Annotated in this window: 20 protein-coding genes and 1 pseudogene; 13 read left to right on the top strand and 8 right to left on the bottom strand. The window is 60.4% G+C overall.

The genetic code is table 11. The annotated features are described in order from the left end of the window. Positions 1-15 precede the first annotated feature (15 nt). The 11 genes and pseudogenes from IEY62_RS09700 to IEY62_RS09650 all read left to right on the top strand — a co-directional run bounded on the left by IEY62_RS09700 (position 16) and on the right by IEY62_RS09650 (position 13,051). On the top strand, positions 16-1,503 hold the full coding sequence (locus IEY62_RS09700; RefSeq protein ID WP_189016685.1) for a flavin-containing monooxygenase: 1,488 nt from the start codon (positions 16-18) through the stop codon (positions 1,501-1,503). A 110-nt stretch (positions 1,504-1,613) separates the two neighbouring features. Then, positions 1,614-2,453: an alpha/beta hydrolase gene (locus IEY62_RS09695; protein ID WP_229785172.1), complete on the top strand. Its 840-nt coding sequence runs from the start codon at positions 1,614-1,616 to the stop codon at positions 2,451-2,453. A 179-nt stretch (positions 2,454-2,632) separates the two neighbouring features. After that, positions 2,633-4,062: pseudogene (locus IEY62_RS09690) on the top strand (NAD-dependent succinate-semialdehyde dehydrogenase). 925 nt (positions 4,063-4,987) lie between these two features. Next, positions 4,988-6,538, top strand: a complete 1,551-nt coding sequence (locus IEY62_RS09685) for an APC family permease (protein WP_189016679.1) — start codon at positions 4,988-4,990, stop codon at positions 6,536-6,538. A 10-nt stretch (positions 6,539-6,548) separates the two neighbouring features. After that, on the top strand, positions 6,549-7,748 hold the full coding sequence (locus IEY62_RS09680) for a cytochrome P450 (protein ID WP_189016676.1): 1,200 nt from the start codon (positions 6,549-6,551) through the stop codon (positions 7,746-7,748). A gap of 41 nt (positions 7,749-7,789) precedes the next feature. Next, complete coding sequence (locus IEY62_RS09675) at positions 7,790-7,984, top strand: ferredoxin (RefSeq protein ID WP_189016673.1); 195 nt, start codon at positions 7,790-7,792, stop codon at positions 7,982-7,984. Then, positions 7,981-9,240: an NAD(P)/FAD-dependent oxidoreductase gene (locus tag IEY62_RS09670; RefSeq protein WP_189016670.1), complete on the top strand. Its 1,260-nt coding sequence runs from the start codon at positions 7,981-7,983 to the stop codon at positions 9,238-9,240. The genes IEY62_RS09675 and IEY62_RS09670 overlap by 4 nt, the downstream gene beginning before the upstream one ends. A 19-nt stretch (positions 9,241-9,259) precedes the next feature. Next, positions 9,260-10,681, top strand: a complete 1,422-nt coding sequence (locus IEY62_RS09665) for a glutamine synthetase family protein (RefSeq protein WP_189016666.1) — start codon at positions 9,260-9,262, stop codon at positions 10,679-10,681. Continuing rightward, complete coding sequence (locus IEY62_RS09660) at positions 10,678-11,391, top strand: substrate-binding periplasmic protein (RefSeq protein ID WP_189016663.1); 714 nt, start codon at positions 10,678-10,680, stop codon at positions 11,389-11,391. Before IEY62_RS09665 ends, IEY62_RS09660 begins: the two co-directional genes overlap by 4 nt. After that, positions 11,391-12,197, top strand: a complete 807-nt coding sequence (locus tag IEY62_RS09655; RefSeq protein ID WP_189016660.1) for a gamma-glutamyl-gamma-aminobutyrate hydrolase family protein — start codon at positions 11,391-11,393, stop codon at positions 12,195-12,197. The genes IEY62_RS09660 and IEY62_RS09655 overlap by 1 nt, the downstream gene beginning before the upstream one ends. Further along, positions 12,194-13,051, top strand: coding sequence for a gamma-glutamyl-gamma-aminobutyrate hydrolase family protein (locus tag IEY62_RS09650; RefSeq protein WP_189016657.1), 858 nt, complete (start codon positions 12,194-12,196; stop codon positions 13,049-13,051). The genes IEY62_RS09655 and IEY62_RS09650 overlap by 4 nt, the downstream gene beginning before the upstream one ends. Before the next feature lie 4 nt (positions 13,052-13,055). Here IEY62_RS09650 and IEY62_RS09645 read toward each other — a convergent pair whose 3' ends face one another. Both IEY62_RS09645 and IEY62_RS09640 read right to left on the bottom strand, forming a co-directional pair. Next, a complete protein-coding gene (locus IEY62_RS09645; RefSeq protein ID WP_189016654.1) occupies positions 13,056-13,766 on the bottom strand; it encodes a cache domain-containing protein in 711 nt (236 codons plus the stop codon). Then, positions 13,763-14,524, bottom strand: coding sequence for a FadR/GntR family transcriptional regulator (locus IEY62_RS09640; protein WP_189016651.1), 762 nt, complete (start codon positions 14,522-14,524; stop codon positions 13,763-13,765). Before IEY62_RS09640 ends, IEY62_RS09645 begins: the two co-directional genes overlap by 4 nt. A gap of 185 nt (positions 14,525-14,709) precedes the next feature. On the opposite strand from IEY62_RS09640, the gene IEY62_RS09635 reads away from it, so the two are divergent. After that, positions 14,710-16,080, top strand: coding sequence for an NAD-dependent succinate-semialdehyde dehydrogenase (locus IEY62_RS09635; RefSeq protein WP_189016648.1), 1,371 nt, complete (start codon positions 14,710-14,712; stop codon positions 16,078-16,080). A gap of 385 nt (positions 16,081-16,465) precedes the next feature. Next, positions 16,466-17,518 (top strand): LacI family DNA-binding transcriptional regulator, encoded by a 1,053-nt coding sequence (locus IEY62_RS09630; protein WP_229785171.1) that lies wholly within the window; start codon positions 16,466-16,468, stop codon positions 17,516-17,518. On the opposite strand, the gene IEY62_RS09625 is transcribed toward IEY62_RS09630, so the two are convergent. The 6 genes from IEY62_RS09625 to IEY62_RS09600 are packed head-to-tail and all read right to left on the bottom strand — an operon-like array spanning position 17,487 to position 25,534. After that, the gene (locus tag IEY62_RS09625; protein ID WP_229785169.1) at positions 17,487-18,404 is read right to left on the bottom strand and encodes a glycoside hydrolase family protein; all 918 of its coding nucleotides are present in this window, start codon (positions 18,402-18,404) and stop codon (positions 17,487-17,489) included. The genes IEY62_RS09630 and IEY62_RS09625 overlap by 32 nt on opposite strands. Before the next feature lie 4 nt (positions 18,405-18,408). Continuing rightward, positions 18,409-20,658, bottom strand: a complete 2,250-nt coding sequence (locus IEY62_RS09620) for a glycoside hydrolase family 36 protein (RefSeq protein WP_189016644.1) — start codon at positions 20,656-20,658, stop codon at positions 18,409-18,411. A 17-nt stretch (positions 20,659-20,675) separates the two neighbouring features. Then, positions 20,676-20,939 carry a hypothetical protein gene (locus IEY62_RS09615; protein WP_229785167.1) on the bottom strand — a complete coding sequence of 88 codons (264 nt, stop codon included), beginning with the start codon at positions 20,937-20,939 and terminating at the stop codon, positions 20,676-20,678. Next, entirely contained in the window at positions 20,936-22,018 is a 1,083-nt protein-coding gene (locus IEY62_RS09610) for a LacI family DNA-binding transcriptional regulator (RefSeq protein ID WP_189016641.1), read from the bottom strand. The genes IEY62_RS09615 and IEY62_RS09610 overlap by 4 nt, the downstream gene beginning before the upstream one ends. Continuing rightward, on the bottom strand, positions 22,015-23,712 hold the full coding sequence (locus IEY62_RS09605; protein ID WP_189016638.1) for a family 43 glycosylhydrolase: 1,698 nt from the start codon (positions 23,710-23,712) through the stop codon (positions 22,015-22,017). Before IEY62_RS09605 ends, IEY62_RS09610 begins: the two co-directional genes overlap by 4 nt. Before the next feature lies 1 nt (position 23,713). Next, on the bottom strand, positions 23,714-25,534 hold the full coding sequence (locus IEY62_RS09600) for an alpha/beta fold hydrolase (protein ID WP_189016635.1): 1,821 nt from the start codon (positions 25,532-25,534) through the stop codon (positions 23,714-23,716).

Below are 25,534 nucleotides of genomic sequence, written 5' to 3'. Positions count from 1 at the left end.
CGAAGAGAGAACACCATGACCTCCACAAGTGACCACATCTACAGCACAATCATCATCGGCGCCGGCTTCGGCGGCCTGGGCCAGGGAGCCCAGTTCGCCCAGGAAGGCATCGAGGACTTCCTGATCCTCGAGCGCGGCAACGATGTGGGAGGCGTTTGGCGCGAAAATACCTATCCCGGTGCCGCATGTGATACGCAGGCCCCGGTCTACTGCTACAGCTACTTCCTGAACCTCAAGGTAAGCCGGATGTTTGCCGGCCAGGAGGAACTGCAGGGCTACCTGCGCTCCATGGTTGAGGAATTCGGGCTCGGCAAGCACATCCACTTCGGCCAGAACATCACCGCGACTGAATGGGACCAAAGCCGTCGTCTTTGGACCGTGCACACGGCCGATGGCTCGGAGTTCCTGACGCGTTCAGTGGTGGCCGCCTGGGGCCAGCTGAACGAACCGAACATCCCCAACTCCCCCGGCACTGAAACCTTCGAAGGCGTGGCCTTCCACTCCTCCAAGTGGCGGCATGACCTCGACCTGACCGGCAAACGCGTCGCTTCCATCGGCTCCGCTGCAACCGCCGTTCAGTACGTACCCGAGGTTGCCAAGATCGCATCCAACCTGACCGTCTTCCAACGCTCAGCAAACTACATCCTTCCCCGGGACCAGTACATCTTCACCGAGGAAGAGAGCGCCCGATTCCAAGAAAACCCGGATACCTACCGCCAGTTGCGTCAGGAAATCCACGAGTTCCGTGAAGCCGGATTCGAACGTACCCGGCGCCATACGGCAGCTTCCGAAGAAGGGGTCGAACTGGCCCGCCAGCACCTCGAGACCCAGGTCTCCGACCCTGAACTGCGGACCAAACTCACGCCCGACTACGACTTCGGTTGCAAGCGCATCCTGCGGAGCGACGACTTTTACCCTGCGCTGAACCGCGAGAACGTAGAACTGGTGACAGAGGCAATCACGGAATTCACTCCCCGTGGACTCCGCACCGCCGACGGCATCGAGCATGAATTTGACGTCATCATCTACGCCACCGGGTTTAAGAGCCACGCTTTCATGGGATCAATGAGCGTCTCAGGACGCGACGGAATCGACCTTCACGAGCGGTGGGGCAACGCTCCGGAAGCCTACCTGGGCATTACCGTCGACAACTTCCCCAACCTATTCCTGGTTTACGGCCCCAACACCAACCTCAACCACAACTCCGTCGTTTCGATGTTGGAGGCCCAGCACCGTTACATCGCCCAGGCTGTCAAGTACATCGCGGCCGACGAATCACGAATCCTGGAAGTAGACCGGGCGGTAGTGGAGAAGTTCAATGCACACGTCCAGGAAGAACTCCAGAAGTCCGCGTTCTCTTCAGAATGCTCCTCCTGGTACAAGAACGAGGACGGCCGCGTCATCAACAACTGGTCCGGAACCGTCGAAGAATATCGAGCCCACACCCACGACCTCCAGCTTGACGACTACCTGCAACTGGCCAACTCCGGACCCGCAAAGTGACAAAAACCGACCGGTTTAGCGGGAGGCCCGTATCACCGGACGCAGCAGAAGTTCTGCAGCGATTCCGGGCGTCCGGCGGCCGTCCATTTCACTCCTATCCTGTCAAGCAAGTGCGCGAGCTCTACGAGAGCAGCTGCGCTGCAAACGGGCTGAGCGGTGACCCGCTGCCGTCGGTCATTGATTACAACGTGGCGGTCTTCAATGTTCGGGTCTATGACCCCCGCAACACCGGAGGCCCCACCCCCGCCGTTCTGTTTTTCCACGGCGGGGGATGGGTTATGGGTAGCCTCTCAACTCATGACGGGTTGTGCCGTCGATTAGCCTCCCGCGCCAGCCTGCCCGTCATAGCAGTGGACTACAGGCTTGCCCCGGAGTACCCCTACCCGGCCGCGATCGACGACAGCCGCAGCGCGATGCGGTGGCTATTTGAAGCCGGCAACGAGCATGGCTTGGATGTGACAGAGGCTGTGCTCGTCGGCGACAGCGCTGGGGGGCAGCTGGCCGCAGTCCTGGCCAACGAGAACGCCGCAACGACAGAGCCCCTGCCCATAGTTGGTCAGGTCCTCATGTACCCCATGGTGGACCTGACCATGTCCTCGCCGTCCTACCAACGAGTCACCGATGGGTTCCCCCTGGTTGCGGACACCATTGCTTGGTTTGCGGACCACTATCTGCCAGAGAACGTCGACCGCTCTGCACCGGATATCAGCCCCGTCATGGCTCAGCTCCCTGCAGGACTGCCTCCGACGTATGTGATCACTGTGGACAACGATCCGCTGGTTGATGAAGGCGCAAACTACGCTGCCGCACTAGCCCGGGCAGGCACCGAAGTCCTTTACCAGCACCTTCCCGGGTACGCCCACGGGCTGTTCACCTCATCGGGACGTATTCCCCGTGGAGAACAAACAGTAGACCAGGTCGCTGCCTTTATCAGGGACCGTACTGTCTGACTGAGCTGGAAGATGTCCCTTCATCTGATTAATCAAGGACGGCAATAGCCCACCACCCTAAGGGCGGGTTATCGCCGTCACTCACGCTTCTTTAGGAGTCTCATGACTACTGCCCTCGTTGATCCGACCGTCTCTCACGCGAGCGTTAGGCCGATCTCCTCGCCTCTGTCCCTACCGGTTTGTTGATCGGGGGTCAGTGGCGGGACGCGTCCGACGGCGGCACGTTCGATGTTCACGACCCAGCCACGGGAGAAGTGCTCTCCACCTTGGCCTCGGCCACAAGCGAGGACGCCATCGGCGCGCTCGACGCGGCAGCCGCCGTCCAAGCATCCTGGGCGCGCAGCGCGCCTCGGGAACGCGCGGAAATCCTGCGCCGGGCCTTTGACCTGGTGACGGAGCGGGCCGAGGACTTCGCACTACTGATGACCCTGGAGATGGGCAAGCCGCTGGCCGAATCCCGCGGCGAGGTCACCTACGGCGCCGAGTTCCTGCGTTGGTTCTCGGAAGAGGCGGTCCGGGATTATGGCCGCTACCTCAGCACCCCCGAAGGCAAGAACAAGATCCTGGTCCAGCACAAACCAGTTGGCCCCTGCCTGCTCATTACGCCCTGGAATTTTCCACTCGCGATGGCCACCCGCAAAGTCGCCCCCGCCATCGCCGCAGGATGCACCATGGTCCTCAAACCCGCCAAGCTGACCCCGCTGACCTCCCAGCTTTTTGCTCAGACCATGATCGAGGCTGGCCTTCCCGCCGGTGTCCTGAACGTGGTGTCCTCCTCCAGCGCCTCGAGCATCTCCGGACCGCTTATGAAAGACACGCGGCTGCGCAAGGTCTCATTCACTGGTTCCACCCCCGTGGGCAAACGGCTAATAGCTGACGCAGCGCAGACGTGCTGCGCACCTCGACGGAACTCGGCGGCAACGCACCCTTCATCGTGTTTGAAGACGCAGACCTGGACAAAGCCGTGGAAGGCGCCATGGCCGCGAAAATGCGGAACATGGGCGAAGCGTGCACCGCCGCCAACCGCTTCCTCGTCCACGAGTCCGTAGCCCAAGAATTCACCGCCAAGTTCGCCGCGGCCATGGGCGCCCTAGCCATCGGCCGCGGCACCGACCCCGCCACCCAAGTGGGTCCTCTGATTGACGCCGGCGCCCGTGACGATGTCCACGCTCTCGTAACTGCCGCCATCGACGCAGGAGCGACCGCCGTTACCGGGGGGTCGCCAGTAGCCGGCGCCGGCTACTTCTACCGGCCGACGGTGCTGGGCAACGTTCCCAACAACGCAGAGATCCTCCGCCAGGAAATCTTCGGACCCGTCGCTCCCGTCACCACGTTCTCCACCGAGGAAGACGCCATCCACTTGGCCAACGCCAGCGAATATGGCCTGGCCTCCTATGTATACAGCCGGGACGTCAACAGACTGCTGCGTGTAGCCGAGCAAATTGAGTTTGGGATGGTCGGCTTCAACGCCGGTATCATCTCCAACGCGGCCGCACCCTTCGGCGGCGTAAAGCAGTCAGGACTTGGCCGTGAAGGCGGCTCCGAGGGCATCGCCGAGTACACCACCACCCAGTACATCGGAATTGCGGATCCCTACGCCGGCAGGTAGCTGACAGGGTTCACCGTCAGCGGGAATGCAGCAGCTTAGCGGCTCAATATCCGGCCCCGACGGCCCCGACGGCCCCGACCCCCTCATCCATGACGATCCCCCTGATCGTCAAACTCAAAAGGAATCTTGATGAAAAGCATTCTTCATCGGCAAGCTCAGGGTAGGGAACGTGGGCTAGCGGACCGGCGACCCGCAGAGGCCTACGCCCCTTCGGGTCTTGCCACAGTGCCCGGCCGAAGGGTATCCCGCCCACTCCTTGCTCCGGCAAGCACCGCGCTCTGGAACAGGCCTGCCGCCGGTCCCCTCAAGATGAAAGCAACCAGGCCCGCACCTTCATACAGTCTTGAGCGGCAGGCGCTTGCTACCGGCAATGCTGCCCGCCATCGGATCACTGCGTCGGATTCTGCAGACCTTTTCAAAGGTCTGGCGAAGGCTGTATTTCAGATGCGCGACAACCTCGACTCACAGGACGGCTGCGAAGATGGTTGCCATTACTGCACTGGCCCGGAAACCGACTGAGACCCGCAGCCGGCGGCACCAGACGGCCACCTGCCAGTGGCATTGCAAGTCAACTCTGCTTACCAGACCCGGAACGCCATACAGATCTTCGGGCAAGGCGGCGGAAGAAGACTCAAGAGTGGCCATTCTCAACAATCTGAAATCAAATGTTTTACACATTGGTAACACGATGGAACCAAAGGTAGACAACTTCCCGTCCAGACTAGTGATGTCAACCCCAGGACCGATCCGTCCAGCCCTTCCGGTCGAACACTACTAAAAATTCATCCACGTAATCTCTTGCGATTTAAAACATCTAAAACTAGAGTTATCCGTGACGCGGATCACAATGAGCTAATCCCATCCCCCAAGCAGATTTCTTTCCTTTCAGCGATAGACGGCGACGCAGCCGTCCAAAGGAGTCCCCATGTCCACCAATGCCAAGAGTGCGGACCACTCTCCAACAGACGAAGACGCCGAGCAACTCGCCCGGTTGGGTTACACGTACGAAAAACAGTTCAAGCGCGAAATGTCGTTCTGGGGGAACGTCTCTCTCGGTTTCACCTACCTCTCACCAGTCGTAGGCGTCTACACACTCTTCGCCTCATCCCTTGGCCTGGGAGGGCCCCCCATGATCTGGTCATTCCTGATCGTCGGGGTGGGCCAGTTGTTCGTTGCTCTGGTATTCGGCGAGATCGTTTCCAACTACCCCGTAGCTGGAGGGGTCTACCCTTGGGCAAGGCGTCTGTGGGGGGCCAAATGGGGCTGGATGACGGGCTGGGTCTACCTCATCGCCCTTCTCACCACCATCGCGGGCGTGGCCTACGGTGCAGGAACTTTCCTTGATGCTCTGGCCGGCATGGAGTCAACGACGACTTCAACCATCATTTGCGCCATCGCACTCATCCTGGCGGCAACTGCGATCAACCTGGGTGGGACCAAACTGCTCAGTAAAGTAGCGATGCTCGGCCTCTTTGCCGAACTGGGCGGGGCGCTCGTTGTAGGCATCTGGCTCCTCGTCGCCGCACGCCAGCATGATCTGAGTGTCCTCTTCAACTCCTTTGGCGCCGGCGGAGACGGCAGCAATTACTTCATCGCCTTCGCAGCAGCAGCCCTCATCGGCATCTACCAGTACTACGGGTTTGAAGCCTGCGGCGACGTCGCCGAAGAAGTTCCCAACCCAGGCATCCGAATCCCCAAAGCGATGCGCATGACAATTTACATCGGAGGCTTCGCCGCCACCTTCGTCTGCCTGTCCCTCATCCTTGCCGTACCTGACTTCAACGCCGTCATCTCCGGTGAGAATACCGACCCGGTCGGCACAGTCCTCGCGGGCGCCTTCGGCGAAATCGGTTACAAGGTCGTCCTTGCCATCGTTCTCATCTCCTTCCTCTCCTGCGTCATGAGCCTTCAGGCAGCAGCGAGCCGGTTGAGTTACTCCATGGCCCGTGACCGCATGCTCCCCGCCAGCCACCTCCTTGCCCGGTTCCAGGAAAAGCGTCACGTTCCGCCGTACTCACTGCTGCTGGCGTGCATCGTCCCGGTTTTGATCATTCTCGGATCCGTTGTCTCTCCTGACGCTTTGGTCGTGATTGTCTCTTTCGCCGCGCTGGGAATCTACCTGGGCTTCCAGTTGGTCGTCCTCGCCGCGTTGCGCGCACGCCTCAAAGGCTGGAAGCCGTCAGGAGCATTCCAGCTCGGTAAGTGGGGCGTGCCGGTGAATATCGCGGCCCTGACCTGGGGCGTATTGGGCATCACCAACATGGTCTGGCCTCGAACCCCCGACGGCCCCTGGTTCGTGAACTACCTCGTCCTGCTCTCCGCCGTGGTCGTCGTCGGAGTAGGCCTGATCTACCTCCTCGTCAAGAAGCCCTACACCCACAGCGATGCCCCCGCAGCGGACGCCATCCCGGCCAGCGGGAGTAGCCGCTCAGTGGCAGAAAACGCCCCGTCCAGCAACGTTGAAAACTACCTGTGAGAGAACCATCATGACTACACCTATTGCTGAAGCCCCGTACCTGGATATTTCCGATCCCACCTTCGCGATGCAGTCCGAGGCACTTCGGAACGCCCGGGACCAAAGCTGGTACGCACGCACAAACTACGGCATCGCTGTCCTTCGATATGAGGAAGTCACCAAGCTCCTCAAGGACCCGCGGCTGAAGCAGGGCAGCGCCCAGTGGCCCGAGCACCACGGAGTCCACAGCGGCCTGTTCTACGACTGGTGGACCAAAAACCTCCTGGTGCTTGAAGGCGAAGACCACCACCGCATCCGCCGCCTCTTGAATCCCGCCTTCTCACCCCGGTTGCTTAAGTCACTGGTTCCCAGGTTCCAGGCCCTGGCCAACGAACTTGTCGACGCCTTCATCAACAAGGGCGAATGCGAATTCGTCAGTGACTTTGCCGAGCCCTACGCCACCCGGGTGCTGACCATCATGCTCGGAATCCCGGAATCCGAATGGCCGACCATCGCCCGCCTCGCATCTACCATCGGCCTGGCCCTGGGAGTAACCCTCAAGCAGGATCTCCACAAGGTCGAAGAGGCTCTGACCGAGCTGTACGAGTATGCCGAGGACCTCATCAAGGACCGCCAGGCGAACCCGGGAGAAGACTTTGTCAGCCGTCTGGTGCTCGCAAGCCGGGACGGGGACAGCCTTAGCGACGCCGAACTCCGGAACGCTCTCGTCCTGCTGATCTTCGGGGGCATGGACACCACCCGCAACCAGCTCGGACTCGCGATGCAGTCCTTCATGCGCAATCCGGACCAGTGGCAGCTTCTGGCAGAACGCCCCGAGCTTGGATCCAAGGCCCTTGAAGAAGTCATGCGGATTAACCCCACGGTTACGTGGGTGACCCGCGAGGCAGTTGAGGACTTCAGCTACGAAGGGCTGGACGTCCTCAAGGGCACAACCGTCCACCTCTTCACACAAAGCGCCGGCACCGACCCCAAAGCTTTCCCCGAACCGGAAATGAATCTCCTGGGCGAGCACGCACCCCACCACGGCTTCGGTGGCGGCGTCCACCATTGCCTCGGTCACTTCGTCGCACGATCAGACATGAGCGAAGCTCTCCCGCTCTTGGCACGGCGACTCCGCAACCCCCAAATCAACGGCGCGGACGAATGGATGCCGGACTCCGGCAACACGGGCCCGACCCGGCTGCCGATCAGCTTCACCAAAGGCGAATAGCCGGACCCGTCCCCAACGGACCCACACGAACAGGAATGACCATGAAAATCTTTGTTGACCGTCAGCTCTGCGAAAACCACGGCCAGTGCGCCATCGCCGCACCCGACGTCTTCCGAATGAACTCCGAAGGCATCCTTGAATACGAGGAGAACGTTAACGATTCGTTGCTCGCCGATGTTGAAGACGCCATGGACGCCTGCCCTGTCCAGGCAATCTTCATCCAAGACCAGCCATGACCCGCCGAATCGTCATCGTCGGTGGCTCGATGGGCGGACTCCGCGCTGCAGAACAGCTCCGGGCCGCGGGCTGGACCGAAACCATCACGGTCATCGGCACTGAGACGCACCTGCCCTACAACCGACCGCCCCTGTCAAAGGAGCTCCTCGAGAAGCCCGGGACAACCGCCGAGGCCTTTGACTCGGTGAAGTTCCGCCACCGGTCTTCCGTCTCTGACGTTCAATGGCAGTTAGGCACGGAGGTTATCGGCGCGAACCTGGCCGAAAACACCCTAACCCTAGACACGGGCGAAACCATGGCTTACGACGGACTCGTCATAGCCACCGGTCTTCGGCCCCGCAGGCTGCCACTGACTGGGCCGCTGCGCGGACGCCATGTCCTGCGGACACTCGAAGATGCAGTTGAACTGCACCAGGAACTCCGCCCGGGCACCAAGGTAGCCGTCATCGGCGCTGGTTTCATCGGCTGTGAAACAGCGGCAACTGCAACCAAGCTCGGTTGCACTGTCACCCTCATTGAGGGCACCAGCGGCCCAATGCAGCGGGCACTGGGTGAAGAGCTTAGCGCCGGCATCCGGGATTATCTGGTCCAACAAGGCGTGACTTACTACGGACAAGCCAAAGTTGCAGGCCTTCTTTCCGACCAGGCCGACTCCGAAAGCGACTCCAGCTGCAACGGCATCACGCTTTCGGACGGCACCGAGATCAGAGCCGATGTAATCATCGAGTCAGTCGGCTCGATTCCCAACATCGAGTGGCTCGAGGGCAACGACATTGACATCAGCAATGGCGTGCTTTGCGACGAACACCTGCGTGTTGTTGGAACAAAATACGCCGTGGCGGTTGGCGATGTCGCTCGATTCCCGGATCTGCGGAACGGTTCCGGTGCCCGACGGATCGAGCACTGGTCCATCCCGGGCGATACCGCGAAAATCGCTGCCAAGGCTCTCATTGCAGAGCTGAACAACACGGCACTTCCAGAGCCGGCAATTCCCCTACCCAGCTTCTGGAGCAACCAGTTCGACCTCAAGATCCAGGGCGTGGGAAGCCCCAATCTGGCCACCAGGATCGTGGAACTGGAAGGCTCAGCAAAGACCCCACATGACGGGGTCGTCATGGGGTATTACCAGGACGAAGCTCTCGTCGCAGTAGTAAGCGTGGGCTTGCCGGCGGACCGGCAGCTGCACTATAGGCAGCTCGTGGACAAACGGCATTCAGACCAGCCGCAGCAAGACACTCAGCTTCAAGCCATCTGACCCAAGGACCGAGATCATCATGACTACCCTTTCCGAACGCCCCGTCCTTGACATAGTCAGCGACCGCAACGCCTTCGCCGCACATCAGGAAAAGAACCTCAGCGCCGCTGTTATCGAGGACATGCAGCGCAAAATCAATGAGGCGGGCGCTGAGTATATCTACTACATGCTCCCCACCATCGGCTCACGCGTCATCGCCAAGATGGTGCCTGCCAACCACTTCAAACGAAACCTTGAAAAGGGCATCGCATTCCACCGCACCGCTCTTGCTGACCTTCAGACCGACAGGTTTGGCAACCTCATTGGCGGCGGTATCGAAGCGAAGGAATTTGTCGGGCTTCCCGACCCCGAAACTTTCGCTCCCCTGCCGTGGGACACCAGCGTCGCCCGTGTTTTCTGCAGCGCATACGAGCCTCCCCACCTCAATGAAGTGGGTGGCCGCCCCCTGGCAACGGATTCGCGCAGCCTCCTGAAGCGCGCTCACGCGGCATTCACCGAGCGCACGGGCATGGAAGTCCGCTCCGGTTGCGAACCGGAAATGACTTGGACCGGTCCGGGCATGGAAGTCATCAAGAAGCCAGGCTCCAGCCCTGCCTACCAGGTGGAAAACCTCGAGCGCATGCGCGAGGTCTACAAGAAGCTTGTGACGTACTCAAAGGCCCTTGGACTCGACATGATCGAGGGTGACTACGAGGACGACGGCCAGCTCGAGCTGAACTGGATGTATGACCGTGTCGAACTGACAGCGGACCGCCTCGTTACCTACCGCCAGATCTGCAAGCAGGTTGCCCGTGAACTCGGCGTTCACGCCAGCTTTATGCCCAAGCCTTACACCGGGTCCATGGGCAATGGCTGCCACCACAACATCAGCCTCTGGAAGGATGACACCAACCTCCTGATTGACGAGGGACGGGTTGAACTTCACCTCAGCGACATCGGCCGCTACGCGGTAGGCGGAATGCTCGAGCACGCCGCGGGATCCATGTCGGTCATGGCCTCCACCGTCAACTCCTACAAGAGGTTCTGGGACGCCGGACAATTCGCGCCCAGTGCAGTGAACTGGGGCCTGGACAGCAGGGCGTGTATGGTGCGCATCTCCTCTAACGGGCGGATGGAGTACCGCCTGCCGGACGCGAGCGTCAACCCGTACCTGTCCCACACCCTGTTGATCGCTGCCATAGAAGACGGCATCAACAAGCAGACCGACCCGGGCAAGCCCCTCGATGACCAAGTCCGTGGTTCGGCAGAACCTAAGTTCAAGCCGCTGCCGCTGACTCTGGGCGATGCCATCGATTCGCTCAGTGCCGATCCTTACATCCTGAATGCACTCCCCGAACAACTCGGAGACATTTACACCGCGCTCAAGAATGACGAGTGGGCACGCTACTGCGGGGCCGTCACCGACTGGGACCGCGCCATGTACTGGGAGACCCTGCCGTGAGCGCCCGACTGACGCTGGCCTGCATCGACTCCGAGGCCCCTCCGCTGTTCAATGCCAGCCCCGACGGCGTCCGCCGCACCGGTTACGAGCCAGAGGCTGCAACCCTTGTAGCGAGCGAGCTCGGCCGTGAGGTGGACTGGCTCATCACGTCATGGACCGAGATGATCCCGAAAGTCCAAGCGGGTGCAGCCGATGCCGTCTGGTGCGGCCAAGGCATCACTGCGGACCGGCAGGCCCAGGTCGATTTCACCGTTCCGTATGCGATCTTCAATGAGACCGTGCTCGTCCGCCAAGACGATCCCGCGCGGAAACCCCAAGATCTCGAAGGCTACCGCGTTGCTGCCATCGCCAACAGCACGAACATGGCGTTGGCTGAAACCTTTCCGGGCATCATTCCCGTCCCCTTCGGTGCCAGTGATGACGTCTTCACTGACATGCTGGACGCCCTGCGGACAGGAACTGTCGACGCCGTCGTGGACGATGACGTCGTTACCGTGCCGCTCGGAGCAGACCCGGTCTTCGCCATCGCTTTCACGGAACCGACCGCGAACCGGTGGGCCGTCGGAGTAGCCAAAGGCAACTCCGAACTCCTTCAGCAATTGAATAACGCACTGGAGACAGTCATCGCCGACGGGCGGCTTGAAGCCATCTGGACGAAATGGATGCCCGATCTGGCCTTCCCGTTAAACCAACCTCAAAAGGAGTGGTGATGACAACGCCGCAAACCAACGCTGCAGCGGCTGATCGCAAACATGAGCCCAACGACCAGGCACGGCCGCTGATTGGCGTGCCCGGCATGTGGTCCGGTTCGGTCCAAGGCCTCCGATTCGATGGCATTGCAGTGGCGGTTGAAGTCCTGAGGTCGATTCTGCGCGCTGGCGGGGAACCGGTGATTCTTTTCCCAAGCGAAGACCACAACGATTGCTCCCGCTACACTTTGCTCGACGGTGTGGTCCTGCCGGGCGGAGCAGATGTGTCGCCGGAACTCTACGGAGAGGTGCCCGCTGACACTACCCTCGTAGCCCACTACGGAGGGCAGGACGCTGCCGAAATCGCGGTAATCCGGGACTGCATCGAACTGGAAATTCCGACGCTCGCTATCTGCAGAGGCCTCCAACTGCTGAACGTCGCGTGCGAAGGGACCCTCACTCAGCACCTGGATACGGAGACGATCGACCATGTCAACAGTCTCCACACCGTGGACATCTCGGAAGGCTCCAGAACCGCAGCAGCAATTGGCACACTCACGCCCAAGGTCTCGTCTTATCACCATCAGGGAGTGGCGAAACTGGGGTACGGCCTCAAGATCGTTGGCCGTGCGGACGATGGGGTGGTCGAGGCAATCGAGCACGACAGCGCCCCGATCATCGCTATCCAGTGGCACCCGGAAGACAACGCGGCGACCTTGGCCTCCGATCAAGCACTATTCGACTGGGTCGTGCGTGAAGCCAGGACAAGGAAACTGGGCAAGGCTGAACCACGTGTAGCAGAAAAGAAAGCAGACATTCACTCATGACCAACCGAGACGGCGGCGTCAGGCCCCTAGCTCCCATTACACCCGCTGATGTTACCCCTGACGGCTTTGCCGAGCTCCCGGGGGACGCGCCGATCATCGCGGTGGTGGTTTCGTTGGACTTCCCTGACATGACCGTCGAGGTATCTCAGTTAGTGAAGCGTTTCACCAGGACTGCTCTGGAGACCCTGCTCAAAGCGGGAGCCAGGGCTGTCCTGGTGGACAGCAGCGCCACCAACTTGCCAGACCCCAAACACATCGCTGGCGCCGGCGGTGTGCTGTTCCTCGGCGGAGGGGATGTTGATCCCAGCCTGTATGGGGTCAGCGCGCCGGTGCCGAACCTCTACGGAGTGGAACGCCGCGCAGACGAATACTGCATGGAACTGATCGACCAGACGCTGGCCCGTGATGCCCCCCTTCTGGCCATTTGCCGCGGTTCCCAGCTCCTGAATCTCACCAGCGGCGGGACACTCATCCCTGATCTGGACCCCTACGAGCTGCACCGCGGCGGCAAGGGAGAGAGCATGTTCCTAGACGAGCCGGTCACTATCCTGCCCGGAAGCCGCCTCCACAGCATTCTGGGCAGAGAGCGCATCACTGTCCGCTCGGGTCACCACCAGGCCGTCGAACACGTCGGTCCCAGTCTCCGGGTCGCCGCAGTGGCGGATGACGGCATCATCGAGGGAACTGAGCATAAGGACAACACCTGGGTCGTGGGTGTCCAGTGGCACCCGGAGGACTCCAACGGAAACGCCGAGGACCGGGAGCTGCTCTTCAAAGCATTCGTCGATCAGGCCAGCAGCCATAGCCAAAAGATGCAGAACCAGGCAATGGCGCACACAAGGGGTCCGTTGTGAGCGATTACGAGGTCAGGTACAGGAAATGAAGACCCAGAGCAGGGACGTCCAGCGCGACTTTGCGTGCACCCGGCGGCGTCTCCTTAACCCGGTTCCCCACCAGGAATCGCCCCGAGTTGCTCACAATGACCCGATCCTGACTGTTCAGCAATGCTGCATCTCCCGGAACTGCCCGCATGGCGGGAAGGAATACCCCTTCCAGGTCTCTGACGCGGATATCACTGCCTGTAACACCCACGAAGTTGTCGTCGATGTACAGGGGCACCGTCAGCGTGAGAATGTACTCCCCCATACCGAGGTAGTCGACGTAAGGACCTACCAGAGCGAGATGGCCAGTACGGGCAGCGATGGTGAACCAGGGCTGCTGCTCGTAGTCGTAGAAGGCATCGGTATCAGGAATCAGATCGAACTCCCGCTTGCTGATCCGGCCGGCGTCATCCCGGAGCCACCACTCAAGAACCCCCTGAGCCTTGCTGACACTGGCAATCGCAAAAATTGCGCCAGCACCAACGGCAGCATGGTGACCTTCAAGGAAGGTACGCGCTATTTCAGGGAGGTCAAGCAGATCAGAATTATCGATCTTGGGGCGGTCATCCATGCACCGCATCAGCGATTCACTTATTTCATTGGAGGCGGAATCAAGGTCACGGTAAAAAGATTTGAACCATTGGCCGATATTGTTCGCACACTTCTGTGCGATAGCGTCATTGCTCATAATTGGTCCCTGTCATGCGTCGCGTATGTCAGCGTTAGTTTGACGTCAATCAGATGATAAATATTCGCACGTATGTGCTCGAGCGCAATTTTTTGAGCCAGCTCCCGGTCATCCCGTCGCAAGGCCGCAACGATGGCGAGGTGATCCTCCGCCGCGCGGACCTGATCGAATTCCCGGGTAAGGGGCGCCCACAGCAGTTCGCCCACTTCTCCCTGAAGGCGCACCTCGGAGGCCATGAGCCGTTCCGACTGGGCAACCACCGCAATGCCGATATGAAACCTGCTGTCAGCACGCGTACGGGCGCCCGGGGAATCGGCACGCTCCAGCGCATGAGCCAGGGACTCAAGCATGTCCAGGTCGGTAGGGTCCGCCCGATCGGCCGCCATACGGATCGCGCCCGCGGCGATGGTTGCGTGTTCATCACCCAAGTCCCGCAGCTCAGCCATGGACAGGGACGTGATGCGTTTGCGCAGCAGCTCCGAGGAGGGGCTGGGCGCACCGACGACGAACGTGCCCCCGAAACGACCCCTCCGCGTCTCAACAACGTTGAGGTCCCTCAGCGTGGCCAGAGCCTCTCTGAGCGTGGCAACTGCGACACCGAACATTTCGGCGAGCTCAAGTTCGGCCGGAAGCTGGTCGCCGGGACGGATGAGGCCAAGCGACACTGCGGTGTTGATGCGCTGCACGATGGCGTAGGCCCTGTCCAACTCGGGAAGGGCGCGGTAAATCTGTGCACTGAAGTCAGCCAGCTCTGCCACGTGCGTCAGCCTCCTTCTCGACCAAACCGTTTCTATTCTATGCGATTATATATTCCCTCCCGAACGACACAGCGGACATCCCCAGCGTGTTGGATATTGATCGCATATTTCTCTCGAACTTATCCTATTCGAGATCTTCTAACTCCACCATCCTTCAAAAACTATCGATTGGTAAGGCAAAATAAATGACCGCTTATAAAACCATTAACCCTGCTACTGGCGAGACACTCCGTGTATTTCCGGAAGCCACCTCCGCAGAAATCAGTGACGCAATCGCTCGCGCTCACGAGGAATTCCTTAAGTGGCGTGAGACGCCGGTAGCAAGCCGCGCAAAGATCATTGCCAGGGTCGCGGAGCTTTATCGCGAACGCAACGACGAACTGGCACGCATCATCAGCCTTGAGATGGGTAAACCGCTCGCCCAGGCCCGCGGTGAAGTTTCATTCGTTGCAGACATCTTCGACTACTACGCGGCTGAAGGACCTGGCTTCTTGCAGGATGAACACCTGAGTGTAAAAGGCGGCGGTGAGGCCATCGTCAGGTCGACCCCAGTCGGCGTGCTCCTGGGAATCATGCCTTGGAATTACCCGTACTACCAGGTTGCCCGATTCGCGGCCCCCAACTTGATACTGGGCAATACAATCCTGCTTAAGCATTCGGCCAACTGTCCGCAGTCCTCACTGGCCATGGAGAAAATCTTCCATGACGCAGGCCTTCCCGAAGCTGCCTACATTAATGTGTTTGCGCGGCGCGAGCAGGTGGCGCAGATTATCGCCGACTCGCGGGTTCAGGGTATCTCCTTGACGGGCAGTGAGGGTGCCGGCGCAGCCGTCGCCGAAGTGGCCGGCCGCAACCTCAAGAAATATGTTCTCGAACTTGGAGGCAGTGACCCGTTCATTGTGCTCGATACCGAGGACATGGATGCAACGGTGAAAGCTGCCGTCAGTGGCCGCATGAGTAATGCCGGCCAAGCCTGCACAGCCGCAAAGCGTTTCATTGTGGTAGCTGATCTCTACGATGAGTTTGTTCAGAAATTCACCAATGAAATGTCGCAAATCCAGCCCGGCGATCCGTTGTCCCCGGACACGACGTTCGGACCGATGTCTACGCAGGCAGCGGCGGATGACCTGATCGAGCAGATTCAAGATGCCGTTGACAAGGGTGCAACGCTGAAAACTGGAGGCAAGCACCTGCCAGGGCCCGGTGCCTTTGTCGAGCCCACAGTCCTGGCAGATGTAACCCCAGACATGCGCGCCTTCTCCGAGGAACTCTTTGGACCTGCCGCCGTTGTGTATAAGGTCGCCGACGTGGACGAAGCCGTCGAGCTGGCCAACAATTCCCCCTATGGTTTGGGGGGCGCGGTCTTCAGCAAGGATGTGGAAAAGGCCAAGGCCGTTGCTGATCGCCTCGAAACGGGGATGGTGTTCATCAACGGAAATACCGATTCCCAGGCCGACCTTCCATTCGGTGGAATCAAGCGGTCCGGAGTTGGCCGTGAACTCGCGCGCTACGGTATGAACGAGTTCGTGAACAAGAAGTTGATCCGAACCCCTTGAACAGCTAGCTCACAGGGTGGAGAGCGGGGATTCAACAAAGCCCTAAGGCTGGCAGAGGCACCCTGTCGGCAGCGGCGGGAGTCCGTGAAAACATCAGACTCCCGCCGTTCCCCAAAGGAGCTGATTATTCCGCCAGACCAAGGGGGCGCCTGGAACACCGGCCAACTTTCCCACGGTGCCCCTAGCACGGAGCGCCACTTGCAGCGTGCTGGTTCACCTCACTTCGTGTCCCGGCGAGTGGATGTCCTGGAAAGGTTCACCGTGTACCCATCCGACAACGACCCGTGCCATATCAAGTGCGCCAGAGATAGCCGGGATGTCGTTGGACACTTCAGCGGTCTTGAGTCTCAGTCGCCCACATGGGATTGGCGCTACTCTGGTGACTGTGACCAAGGATCCGGACTACCCTTCAAAGCCGAAAATGCCCGTGCTGAGCGACGTCGCAAAAGCAGCGGGGGTGTCCGTACCCACGGTTTCGCGCGTTTTGACCAGCAGCAAATACGTAGCACCGGAACTCCGCGAACGGGTAGAAAAAGCTGTTGCGGAGCTCGGATATCGGCCTAACGGCGCTGCGCGCGCAACCAGATCCGGGAAACGGTCCATGGTCGCGGTGTTGACGGGAGCAACCTCGAATTACGGCTACGCCAAGACCATTGAAGGCATTGAGCAGGCGGCGCGGGCCGCGGGCTTGTCCGTGATCATCGCGGTGATTGAGTCCGACGACGATGTCGCCGTCAATTCGGCCATCGACCTCGTGCTGTCGCAACCCGTGGCCGGCGTCATAATCCTTGAGTTCGACAGGCCGGGACTCGCAGCAGTGAAAGCATTCCCTAAGTCTGTTCCCCTCGTATCTGCAGGAGGAGGAAACAGACGTACTGGAAAGACCCCCGCGGCGCTTCTCGATGAGCGCGGTGCCGGGAGGGACGTAGCCAACCATTTGCTGGCGCTTGGACACCGCACGGTTCACCACGTTTCTGTTCCGACTATGGGCAAGCATTCGGGACGTACTGAGGGCTGGCGTGCTGCGTTGATGGCAGCAGGTGCACCAGTGCCGCCCGTCTTGCATGCAACATGGGAGCCAACCAGCGGCTACCGTGTGGGAAAAGAGCTAGCCTCGCGGGATGACGTGACGGCCATCTTCTGCGGCAATGACGATGTTGCCATCGGCGTAATCAGTGCGCTCCTTGACAGCGGCAAGCGCGTGCCGGAGGACGTGTCCGTCATTGGTTTCGACGACCAGCCCCACGTTGCGATGTGGCGACCTGCCCTAACTACTGTGCGGCAGGATTTCCGAGATCTGGGAGCCAGGGCTTTCGCGCTTTTGGCCACAACAGTGGACACCGGTGTTGCGCCCGCTTCCTCGGCCGTTAAACCCGAGCTCGTTGTCCGGGAGTCAACTGCCGCCGTCAGTCCAGCCACCACTCGTCCCGCCAACTGAGGCTGACACGCCCACCTCCAATGCTGATTGGAAGGATGACGGAAAGGGAGTTATAGAGGTCGTGCTGGTTCCATCGGTCTCCAATGTAGACGTGGGAAACGTCGTCGGAGGCGTGGATCGGGACAACGGTGCTGACCTGTGATTCATGCGTCCGGCTACCCGCCGGCGCGAAGTCACACCACTCCGACCAGGGACCGGCAAGGGAGGTGGCTGTGGCGTATTTGTTGTCATTCATGTTCCAGCCTGTCAAGTCTGACCCAAACAAGTAATATAAACTATCAACACACACCAAAGCCGGCGATTCGTAGCCATGACTGCCATCGTTTTTCAGAGTGGTTGAAAGTATCGATTCCACACTGAGATAGTCCGGCGCGAGGCGATACAGATGCAACCCGTTTTTCCGGTCTTCCGACATCAGCACACCGAGGCCTGAGGGCTCCTGGAATACGCCGATATCCCGGCTGGAATTGCCGAGAGGTCGCGAACTGCCCATGTATTCGTACGGCCCCACGAGCGACCTTGACCGGGCAAACCCAAGCTTGGCCTCTGCGTAGTCCGGTGAATCGATATGCAGGAACATCACGAAGTATCCTGTAGCCGAATTGAACAGAACTTTCGGTCTCTCAACGACCCTGTCCGGACCCAGATCGCCCGCATCTTCACGCCCAAGGGAAGTCCCTTCAGAACGCCAGACGGCGAAGTTCTGGGTTGAGTAGCATTCGATGGAAGAAAAGAAGGGCCCTTCACTCTTTTCTTCACCCCATGCGTAGTAGCGGCCTTCATGGAAGAGCACGCCAACACCGTGGAGCTGGGCAATCTGACCGTGCTGGTCGGTTAGTGCTGCGGCAGTCCTGATGATTGCCGTCGGCTGAAGGTTTGGCGACATATTTCTACCTGCATTCATGGATTTGGGGGCGCGGTGATGGGCCAGAGGCGTGGCCCATCGCCGCGATTTCTTGTGCTTCCAGGAGGATCAGCCTTGCGCTGTTTTCTTCCGAGAGTGTGACTTTGAGCGTGGCCGTACCGGCTGCAGTTGGAAGGACGACGGCGTCTGCCGCACCCCAGGGGGGATACGCCACCGTCACGCTGGGGTGCTCCCCAAGCCAATCAGGCAGCTCAATGGTCTCTTCCACGGCTCCCCGGCGCCGGTGAACAGCGATGGCAAGAGTTCGTTCCCCCAGCCGCGCACCTTGGGCAATCCAGTTATCACGCCAACCAGGCACCCCCAATGGAAACGTAGGCAGGCTCGTGTTGAGACGGCTTCGAAGCGCTTTATAGGCGTCCAGTCCAGCCCGAATTACGGCCAGTTGCTCTCGGCTAAGGGTGTCGATGCGGCCCCCGAGGTGGACGCGGGACAGCAACGCACCGGCGATCGAGAAGGCCAGCTGCTCATCACCCATCGATCCATCTACGGATGCCCAGACGCCGGACTGTTCGGGAGTGATCGCAAGGGGTGCGGCCGCTGAGATGGGCGGGGTCTTGACGAAGTCCTGCTGATCCGTCAGCGACTGGATGGGGAAGACGGCCCCGGAAGCGCCGTCGGTTCTGGATCCACCCGCGGCGCAACCTTCAATAGTCAGGCCGGGGTGCCGATCCATGACAGCGGACACCCACTCCAGATAGGCAAGGTTGTGCTCCAGGAGCCCTGCACCAGTGGCACCGTTCACATCGGTGCCAGCGCCGATATCGACGTTGTAGTCCAGTTTGAGATACGCAAGATCGAAGTCCGCCATCAACCGGTCGACTACCCCATCCAGATGTGACCTCGCAGCGGGGTGCCGCAAGTCCAGCTGGTACCGTCCCCATTCCTTAATCCGTCGGCCACTGCGCACAAAGAAGGCCTCGGCAGGCAACTGCTCAGCAATTCGACTCCGAGCACCCACAACTTCGGGCTCCAACCACAACCCCGGTTTCATGCCAGCGGCCCGGATCTCTGCAATCAGGCCAGCCAGACCGCCGTCGGGGAAGCGGGTAACGGAGGGCTCCCACTCCCCCACCGAATCCCACCAACCACCGTTTTCGTCGTCGTACCAGCCGGCGTCGATGCAGAAGACTTCAACGCCAAGTGCTGAAGCTGCTGCAATCAGCGGACGTTCCTTTGCGGTTGTGGGATCCGACATGAGGCCGTTGAGGAAGTCGTTGTAAATGACGGGAAGCTCAACATTGTCCAGATGCGGCCTACGGATTCGGCGACGGTAGGCAGTAAGTTCTGCCGTGACAGCGTCGATCCCGCCGGTAGGTACTACGGCCACAGCTGCAGGAACGGTGGTGAAGGTTTCTCCTGGTTGGAGCGTTACTGCCCACTGGTGTTCAGCGGCCGTCGGACCGGAAACTGCGAGATAGAGGTCGTTATACCGGTCCCCCAATTCGTAGTGCCAGGCGCCGTTGTGCTCCACCTGCCACGCCAGCATCGCCCCCGTGGCAAGATCTTCCAGGATTCCCATGGGAAGGTGCTCTGCCGTGGACCATGCGCCCGTTGAGGTCAACGCGATCCGGTTCTTTGAACCGACCTGCTCGTATTCCACCATCCCCACGTTGTACAGGCCTCGTTCGGCCAGGGTGGCGCGACGCCAGCGAAATTCACCGGACCACGGGTTGGCGGCCTGCCATAGACCCATGCCCTCTTCCCATTCCTTGGAATGGCCCAGCCCCGATAGAACCAGGGAGGATACATAATCAAGCCCGACGGCGGACGTCCCGGCCCGTAGTTCAGTCCAGCTTCGCAGGACAGAGGACCCTGTGGCCAGCTCATAATGGACAGTTGCCTCAAGACCCGTCTCTGGATCGGTAGCATGCAGGTGCAATTGGGCAATCCCGTTGGCCTGGGAGTGGCGCACGTCGGTCAGTCGAAGCCGCTGCGCAGCAGCCCCGTCGACGTGCCGCTTGCCCGCTGTGCCTTGGCGCCCGTCGCCGGCAAGAGCAATTTCCACCACAGGCAAGGATGACCGACGCAACCCTTCCAGGTCCGCCAGCGGGACGTGTGCATGCTCAACCCCAAGCAATCTCGGGGCAATCTGCTCGCCGTGCAGAACATGCAAGGTCAGGCAATCATTACCCCACGTCAGGACATCCCCTCCTTGGGGAACAGCTGCGGTTGGCGGCTTGTTATCAAGCTCTGAAGTTGCGTGCGTAATGGTCATGGTGCCTTCCATAAAATCTAACCAACAATCCTGGTCATGGTCTCGCCGAACGGCACTGAGGGATCCAGGGTTGCGATGTAGTCCCCTGGGCTGTTCCGGGTGATCAAAATTCCGCACGTGCGATTCCGGTTTGCGTCTCTGATGAGTGACTGGACGGCAGCATCCAAGCCCGGCACCACTTCGTCTGCTGTCGAGAACTGCAGGTGAAGGGATGTGAGGCCCGAAGCAATCCCGTCCATTTGCGCTTTGTCGGGTTCATTGGTCATGACGTTGGCGTTCATACGGGGGTGCTCCTTTGGTCAATGGCAGCGGATCTGACGACAGCTGTGGAGCCGCGGATGATGAGTTGGGGCTTGACGGTGGAGGGCGACTGCGGCTTGGCGCCGTCCAAAACCCTTTCAAGAAGCCGAAAAGCCCGTGCGCCCAGGTCCTGGAAATCTTGGCGGATGGTTGTCAAAGGCGGACGCCACATGGCCACATGGGGCTGGTCGTCAAACCCCACGACGGAAACATCCTCGGGCACTCGCCGCCCGCACTCCAGAAATGCCTTGATGACGCCTATCGCCACGTCATCGTTCCCGCAGAACACCGCGGTGACGTCGCTTTGGGAGGCGAGCTTTAACCCCATTCTGTAGCCGCTGGCAGGTTCCCACGTGGCATGGAGAATCTTGGGAATGGGAACCCCCGCCGCAGCCAACGCAGCCTTCCAACCCTCTGTCCGTCCCGACTGTTTGCCCATGGTGGGCACGGCTATGTGATGTACTGTCCGATGCCCAAGGGAAAGAAGATGGTCAGTTGCGTCGCGGCCGGCAGCCTGCTCATCGAGCAGGGCGCTGATAGTTCCGGTTGAACGGCCTGTTCCTCCGCCAGCGACCACCATCGGGATGGACTGGGGGAAGGCCTTCGCTGCGGCCAACCCGGGGCGGTCGAATTCGAGGACAATGACGCCCGCGACAGGCTGGGAAAGGACGAGGTCGATTGCGGCGTTGACTGCTTCTTCGGCGCCGGATTCCACGACTGCGATGATGATAGACATCCCTGCCTTTCGCGCAGCTCGCTCTATGCCTTCAATGGTTTGGGCATATCCATAGTTGGATGTCGCACCAGTCAGAACGGCCACCATTGAACGTTTTCCCGATCGTGTGGCGCGAGCGGCCTCGTTGGGACGATAGCCGAGGTCGCTGACTGCTTTCAGTACCCGGGTCCGGAGGCTGGGGGCAACGTATTTGCTGCTCGTCAGTACACGGGAGACCGTGGGCACGGAAACGCCGGCGGCCTTCGCGACGTCCCCGAGGACCGGAGGTTTCTGATGGGCAGCGGTGTTGGGTCTGGGGGTGCCGGGTTTCGAGTTGTTGTTCATGGGCGTCCACGACCCGCGCGTGGCCGGAATTGGAAGTCTGTGAAGTCGGCCGTAAAGCGCCGGTCACGAAGATCCTGTGCGGCGACGCCGACGAAGGCTCCCGTGAATCGCAGATCGTCGCCATGGTCATCCGACAGCTGAAGCGCATTGAGTTCCGGCCCGATTGCTTGCAGCGGCCTCCCAAGGTAGGACCACGAGAACTGCAATCCCGCACCGTCAAGTGTGCCCTCCAGGCGGAGGGGAACGTCTGGGTCTACGACCACCGCCCCGAGAGAATTCAAGCCCGTGTAGGGGTCCCTCTCGAAGATTTCAAGAATCTTCTCGACTGGCGCATCACCATCGGTAAGGTTTCCTCCGACTTCCCGCACAGTGGTCCGGAGGTAGAAATAGCTTGAGGTGTTGTAGTAGAAAATGAGTCCCGCGCTTTGCGTGAAATTCGATGGGTTCGCCTCAACAGTTACACCCGCACGCAGGCTGTCGCTGGTCAAGCGGCGCGCCACCAGCGACTGTTCCAGGACGGAGTCTGTGCTGTATCGACCATGGAGACGAAGCCACCCAGGGCGGGCGGACAGGCTGGCCCATTGTGCCGTGGCGGGGTGCCGCAAGGAACTCCAGGGCCAGCCCACGGTCAGACCATCATCGACGTCCGCCTCTTTCCCCGGCTCAAAGCCGCCATAAGCGCCGCTTTCAGCAGCCCAGCCAGACGGGACTGGCGCTGCGACGTCAGGGTCGCCGTCGAATGTTGTTTCCGGGCCTTCAACTATCAGCGAGGGATGACAGCCGTCCTGTTCGAGCCGCAACCAACTGTCGTCGGAGAACGTGATGCGTTGGATGCAGGTCTCCCGTCCAAGGATGGAATATTGCTTGCCGTCCTTTTCAGCCCACCGGCTAGCCAAATGCAACAGAAATAGGGCGCCATCCTGGGCCACCGCGATCTCGCCATGTCCGGCCTTCTGCAAAACGTGCGTCGGATCGTCGCGGGTAGTGAGAACAGGGCCGTACGGATCTGGTTCGTAGGGGCCGAAGAGATCGTTGGAACGCATCATCGCAATGCCGTGGTTCTGCCCCGTTCCACCCTCTGCGAGCATCAGGTAGAAGCGGCCGTCGATGAAGTAGAGATTGGGACCCTCGATGAGCTCGGCACGGCGATGAATAATCTTCGGTTCGCCAATGGTCGCTGTCCCGGTCGCATTCAGCTCCTGGAGGTTAATGCCGGCGAAACCTCCGCGCCCGGTAGGCCTGTGATCCCATTCCATGTTCAACAGCCAATGCCGGCCCTCGTGGTGAAAGATGGATGGATCGAAACCGGTGGTGGTCACACGCGCCGGCGCGGACCATGGGCCTGCCACATCCACCGATCGGGTGATATAGGTATCCATGTCTTTGTGAGGTCCACCGAAACTGCGGACAACTGTAAACACCAGCCAAAAAAGGCCATCAGACCAACTCATCGACGGTGCCCAGACGCCTGCCGAGTCCCCGAGCCCGCGAAGATCCAGAAGTGCGTCGGGCCCAGTGAATGAACCAGCCAGCTCCCAATTCCGGAGGTCCCGGGATCGGTGGATCGGCACAATTGGGTACCACTCGAAGGAGCTGTTGGCCAGGTAGAACCATTCACCCACACGGATGCAGGAGGGATCGGGAGAGAACCCCGGCAGGACAGGGTTGCTGATGAGGGTCACTAATTTCTCCATGCTAGGAAAGCTCTTCGGGGTAGGCGAACGGCTTGCCACTGACGTACCGTTCCAGTTCGGCCACCACATGGTCTCCCATCCGGAGCAGCTCCGTGCCCATGGAACCGGCGATGTGGGGTGTGAGCAGCACATTGGGTAGCTCGTAGAACGGATGTGCAGGGGGCAGCACGTCCGGCACGGCCACGTCCAGAATGGCGTTGATACGTCCAAGGACGAGCTCGCTCTCAAGAGCTGACTGGTCGAGGATCTCGCCTCTGGCGGTGTTGATGAGGGTGGCACCGTCCTTCAACAACGCCAGTTCAGATGCCCCGATCATGCCGGTGGTTTCCGGCGTGACGGGAACATGCAGGGACACAACGTCGCTCCGGGACATCAATGCGTGCAGTGGGACCAGTTTCACGCCGAGGGCGGCGGCTTCTACGTCATGCAGATAGGGGTCGTAAACAAGCACCTCAAGTTCGAAGGGCCGGAGCAGCTTTGCCACTTGGCGGCCGATGCGGGAAGCACCGACGAGTCCAACCGTTTTCAGGTAGTTTCCCGCCAGGGGGAATTCCTGTTCACGGTCTATCGGCCCGCGGTGCTGCTTGTAAATCCGGGCGCTTTCGAAGGCTTGTTTATTGGCAAGCAGGATCATGGCCAAGGTGTACTCCGCGACGGGGCGGGCGTTCGCCTCCCCGGCGTTGGATCCGGCAATGCTCCGACCTGCTGGAAGCGGGAGCATGTTTCCCGCGATGGACCCGCCGGCATGGATGATGGCACGCAACTTTGGAGCTGCGGTAAGGACATCCGCGCCGATCTTAGGGCATCCCCACCCAGTGATGAGGACTTCGACGTCGGCCAGCACTGCTTGGGCTTCCGGCGTTGAGAAGTCTTCGAGGACGGGTCCGCGGAGGTCGACGAGCCGCTTGAGCTTGCGCATCGCTGGCGGCGAGATGAGCTTGGACATCAGGTCTGCCGGTGCCATGACTGCCATGGTGATGGGTTTTGTTGGTTGCTTCGCCAGTGTGTCCGCAAAGAACCTAGTGGCGGTTTGCATGAATCTGTCTTCCATATCGCGACGGATGAAGTGGGACGCGCCGTCGAAAACTTCAATCGTGGCGCCGGCGGCCCGGGCGATCTGTTGATGTTGTGGCGTGATCCCGGTTCTGACGGTGCCGGTGATAATCAGGCACGGGATTCCTGAAGCCGTGAGTGCGGCGACTATGTCCGGCCACGGCGTGGTGGGAATAACGTTTCCATTGAGGACGATGGTTGGGTCGCAATCCTCCTGAGCCTTGCAGCTTCGCTGGATCTCCGCCTCGCTCCAGTTGGGCCATTCGCGTCTTCTAATCTCGGCGCACTCGGCCGGTGTGCGGGACTGGACATCAACCAGATGTGCGTAAGCAGCTTCCGCGACGCTTCGGTCCTGCAATGCCGTCACGGGCAGCCGCCAGAAGGGGTCCTCGAGGAGGGCACCTGCCGGATGGAATCCGGCAGGTGCCCGTTCCAGGATGCTGGCCGCGGCTGCAGCTGCTACCGACCCGCCGGCCGAGTGGCCGTAATACAGTGCCGGCAGGTGCGCAAGGCTCTTGACGTCCTCCGTCTGCAGGACCTCAAGAACGTCCCTGACCATGACATCGCCGGGGTGTTCCAACAAGTCTTGTTCGCTCCAGCGCGGGGAGTTGCCGTGTCCGCGAAGGTCTATTGCCAGAACCGCCCATTGGTGGGAAGTCCACTGGGTGACAGCAGCGTCGAGGCATGCGGCGGATTCCATCAAGCCATGGAGGGCGATGACGACGGCGGTGGCCGGCGCCTCGGGCAGAGCCATCCGGTATGACAGCAT

The organism is Paenarthrobacter histidinolovorans, assembly GCF_014647595.1.
Taxonomy (GTDB): Bacteria; Actinomycetota; Actinomycetes; order Actinomycetales; family Micrococcaceae; genus Arthrobacter; species Arthrobacter histidinolovorans.
This window is presented reverse-complemented; position numbering and strand designations above follow the sequence as displayed.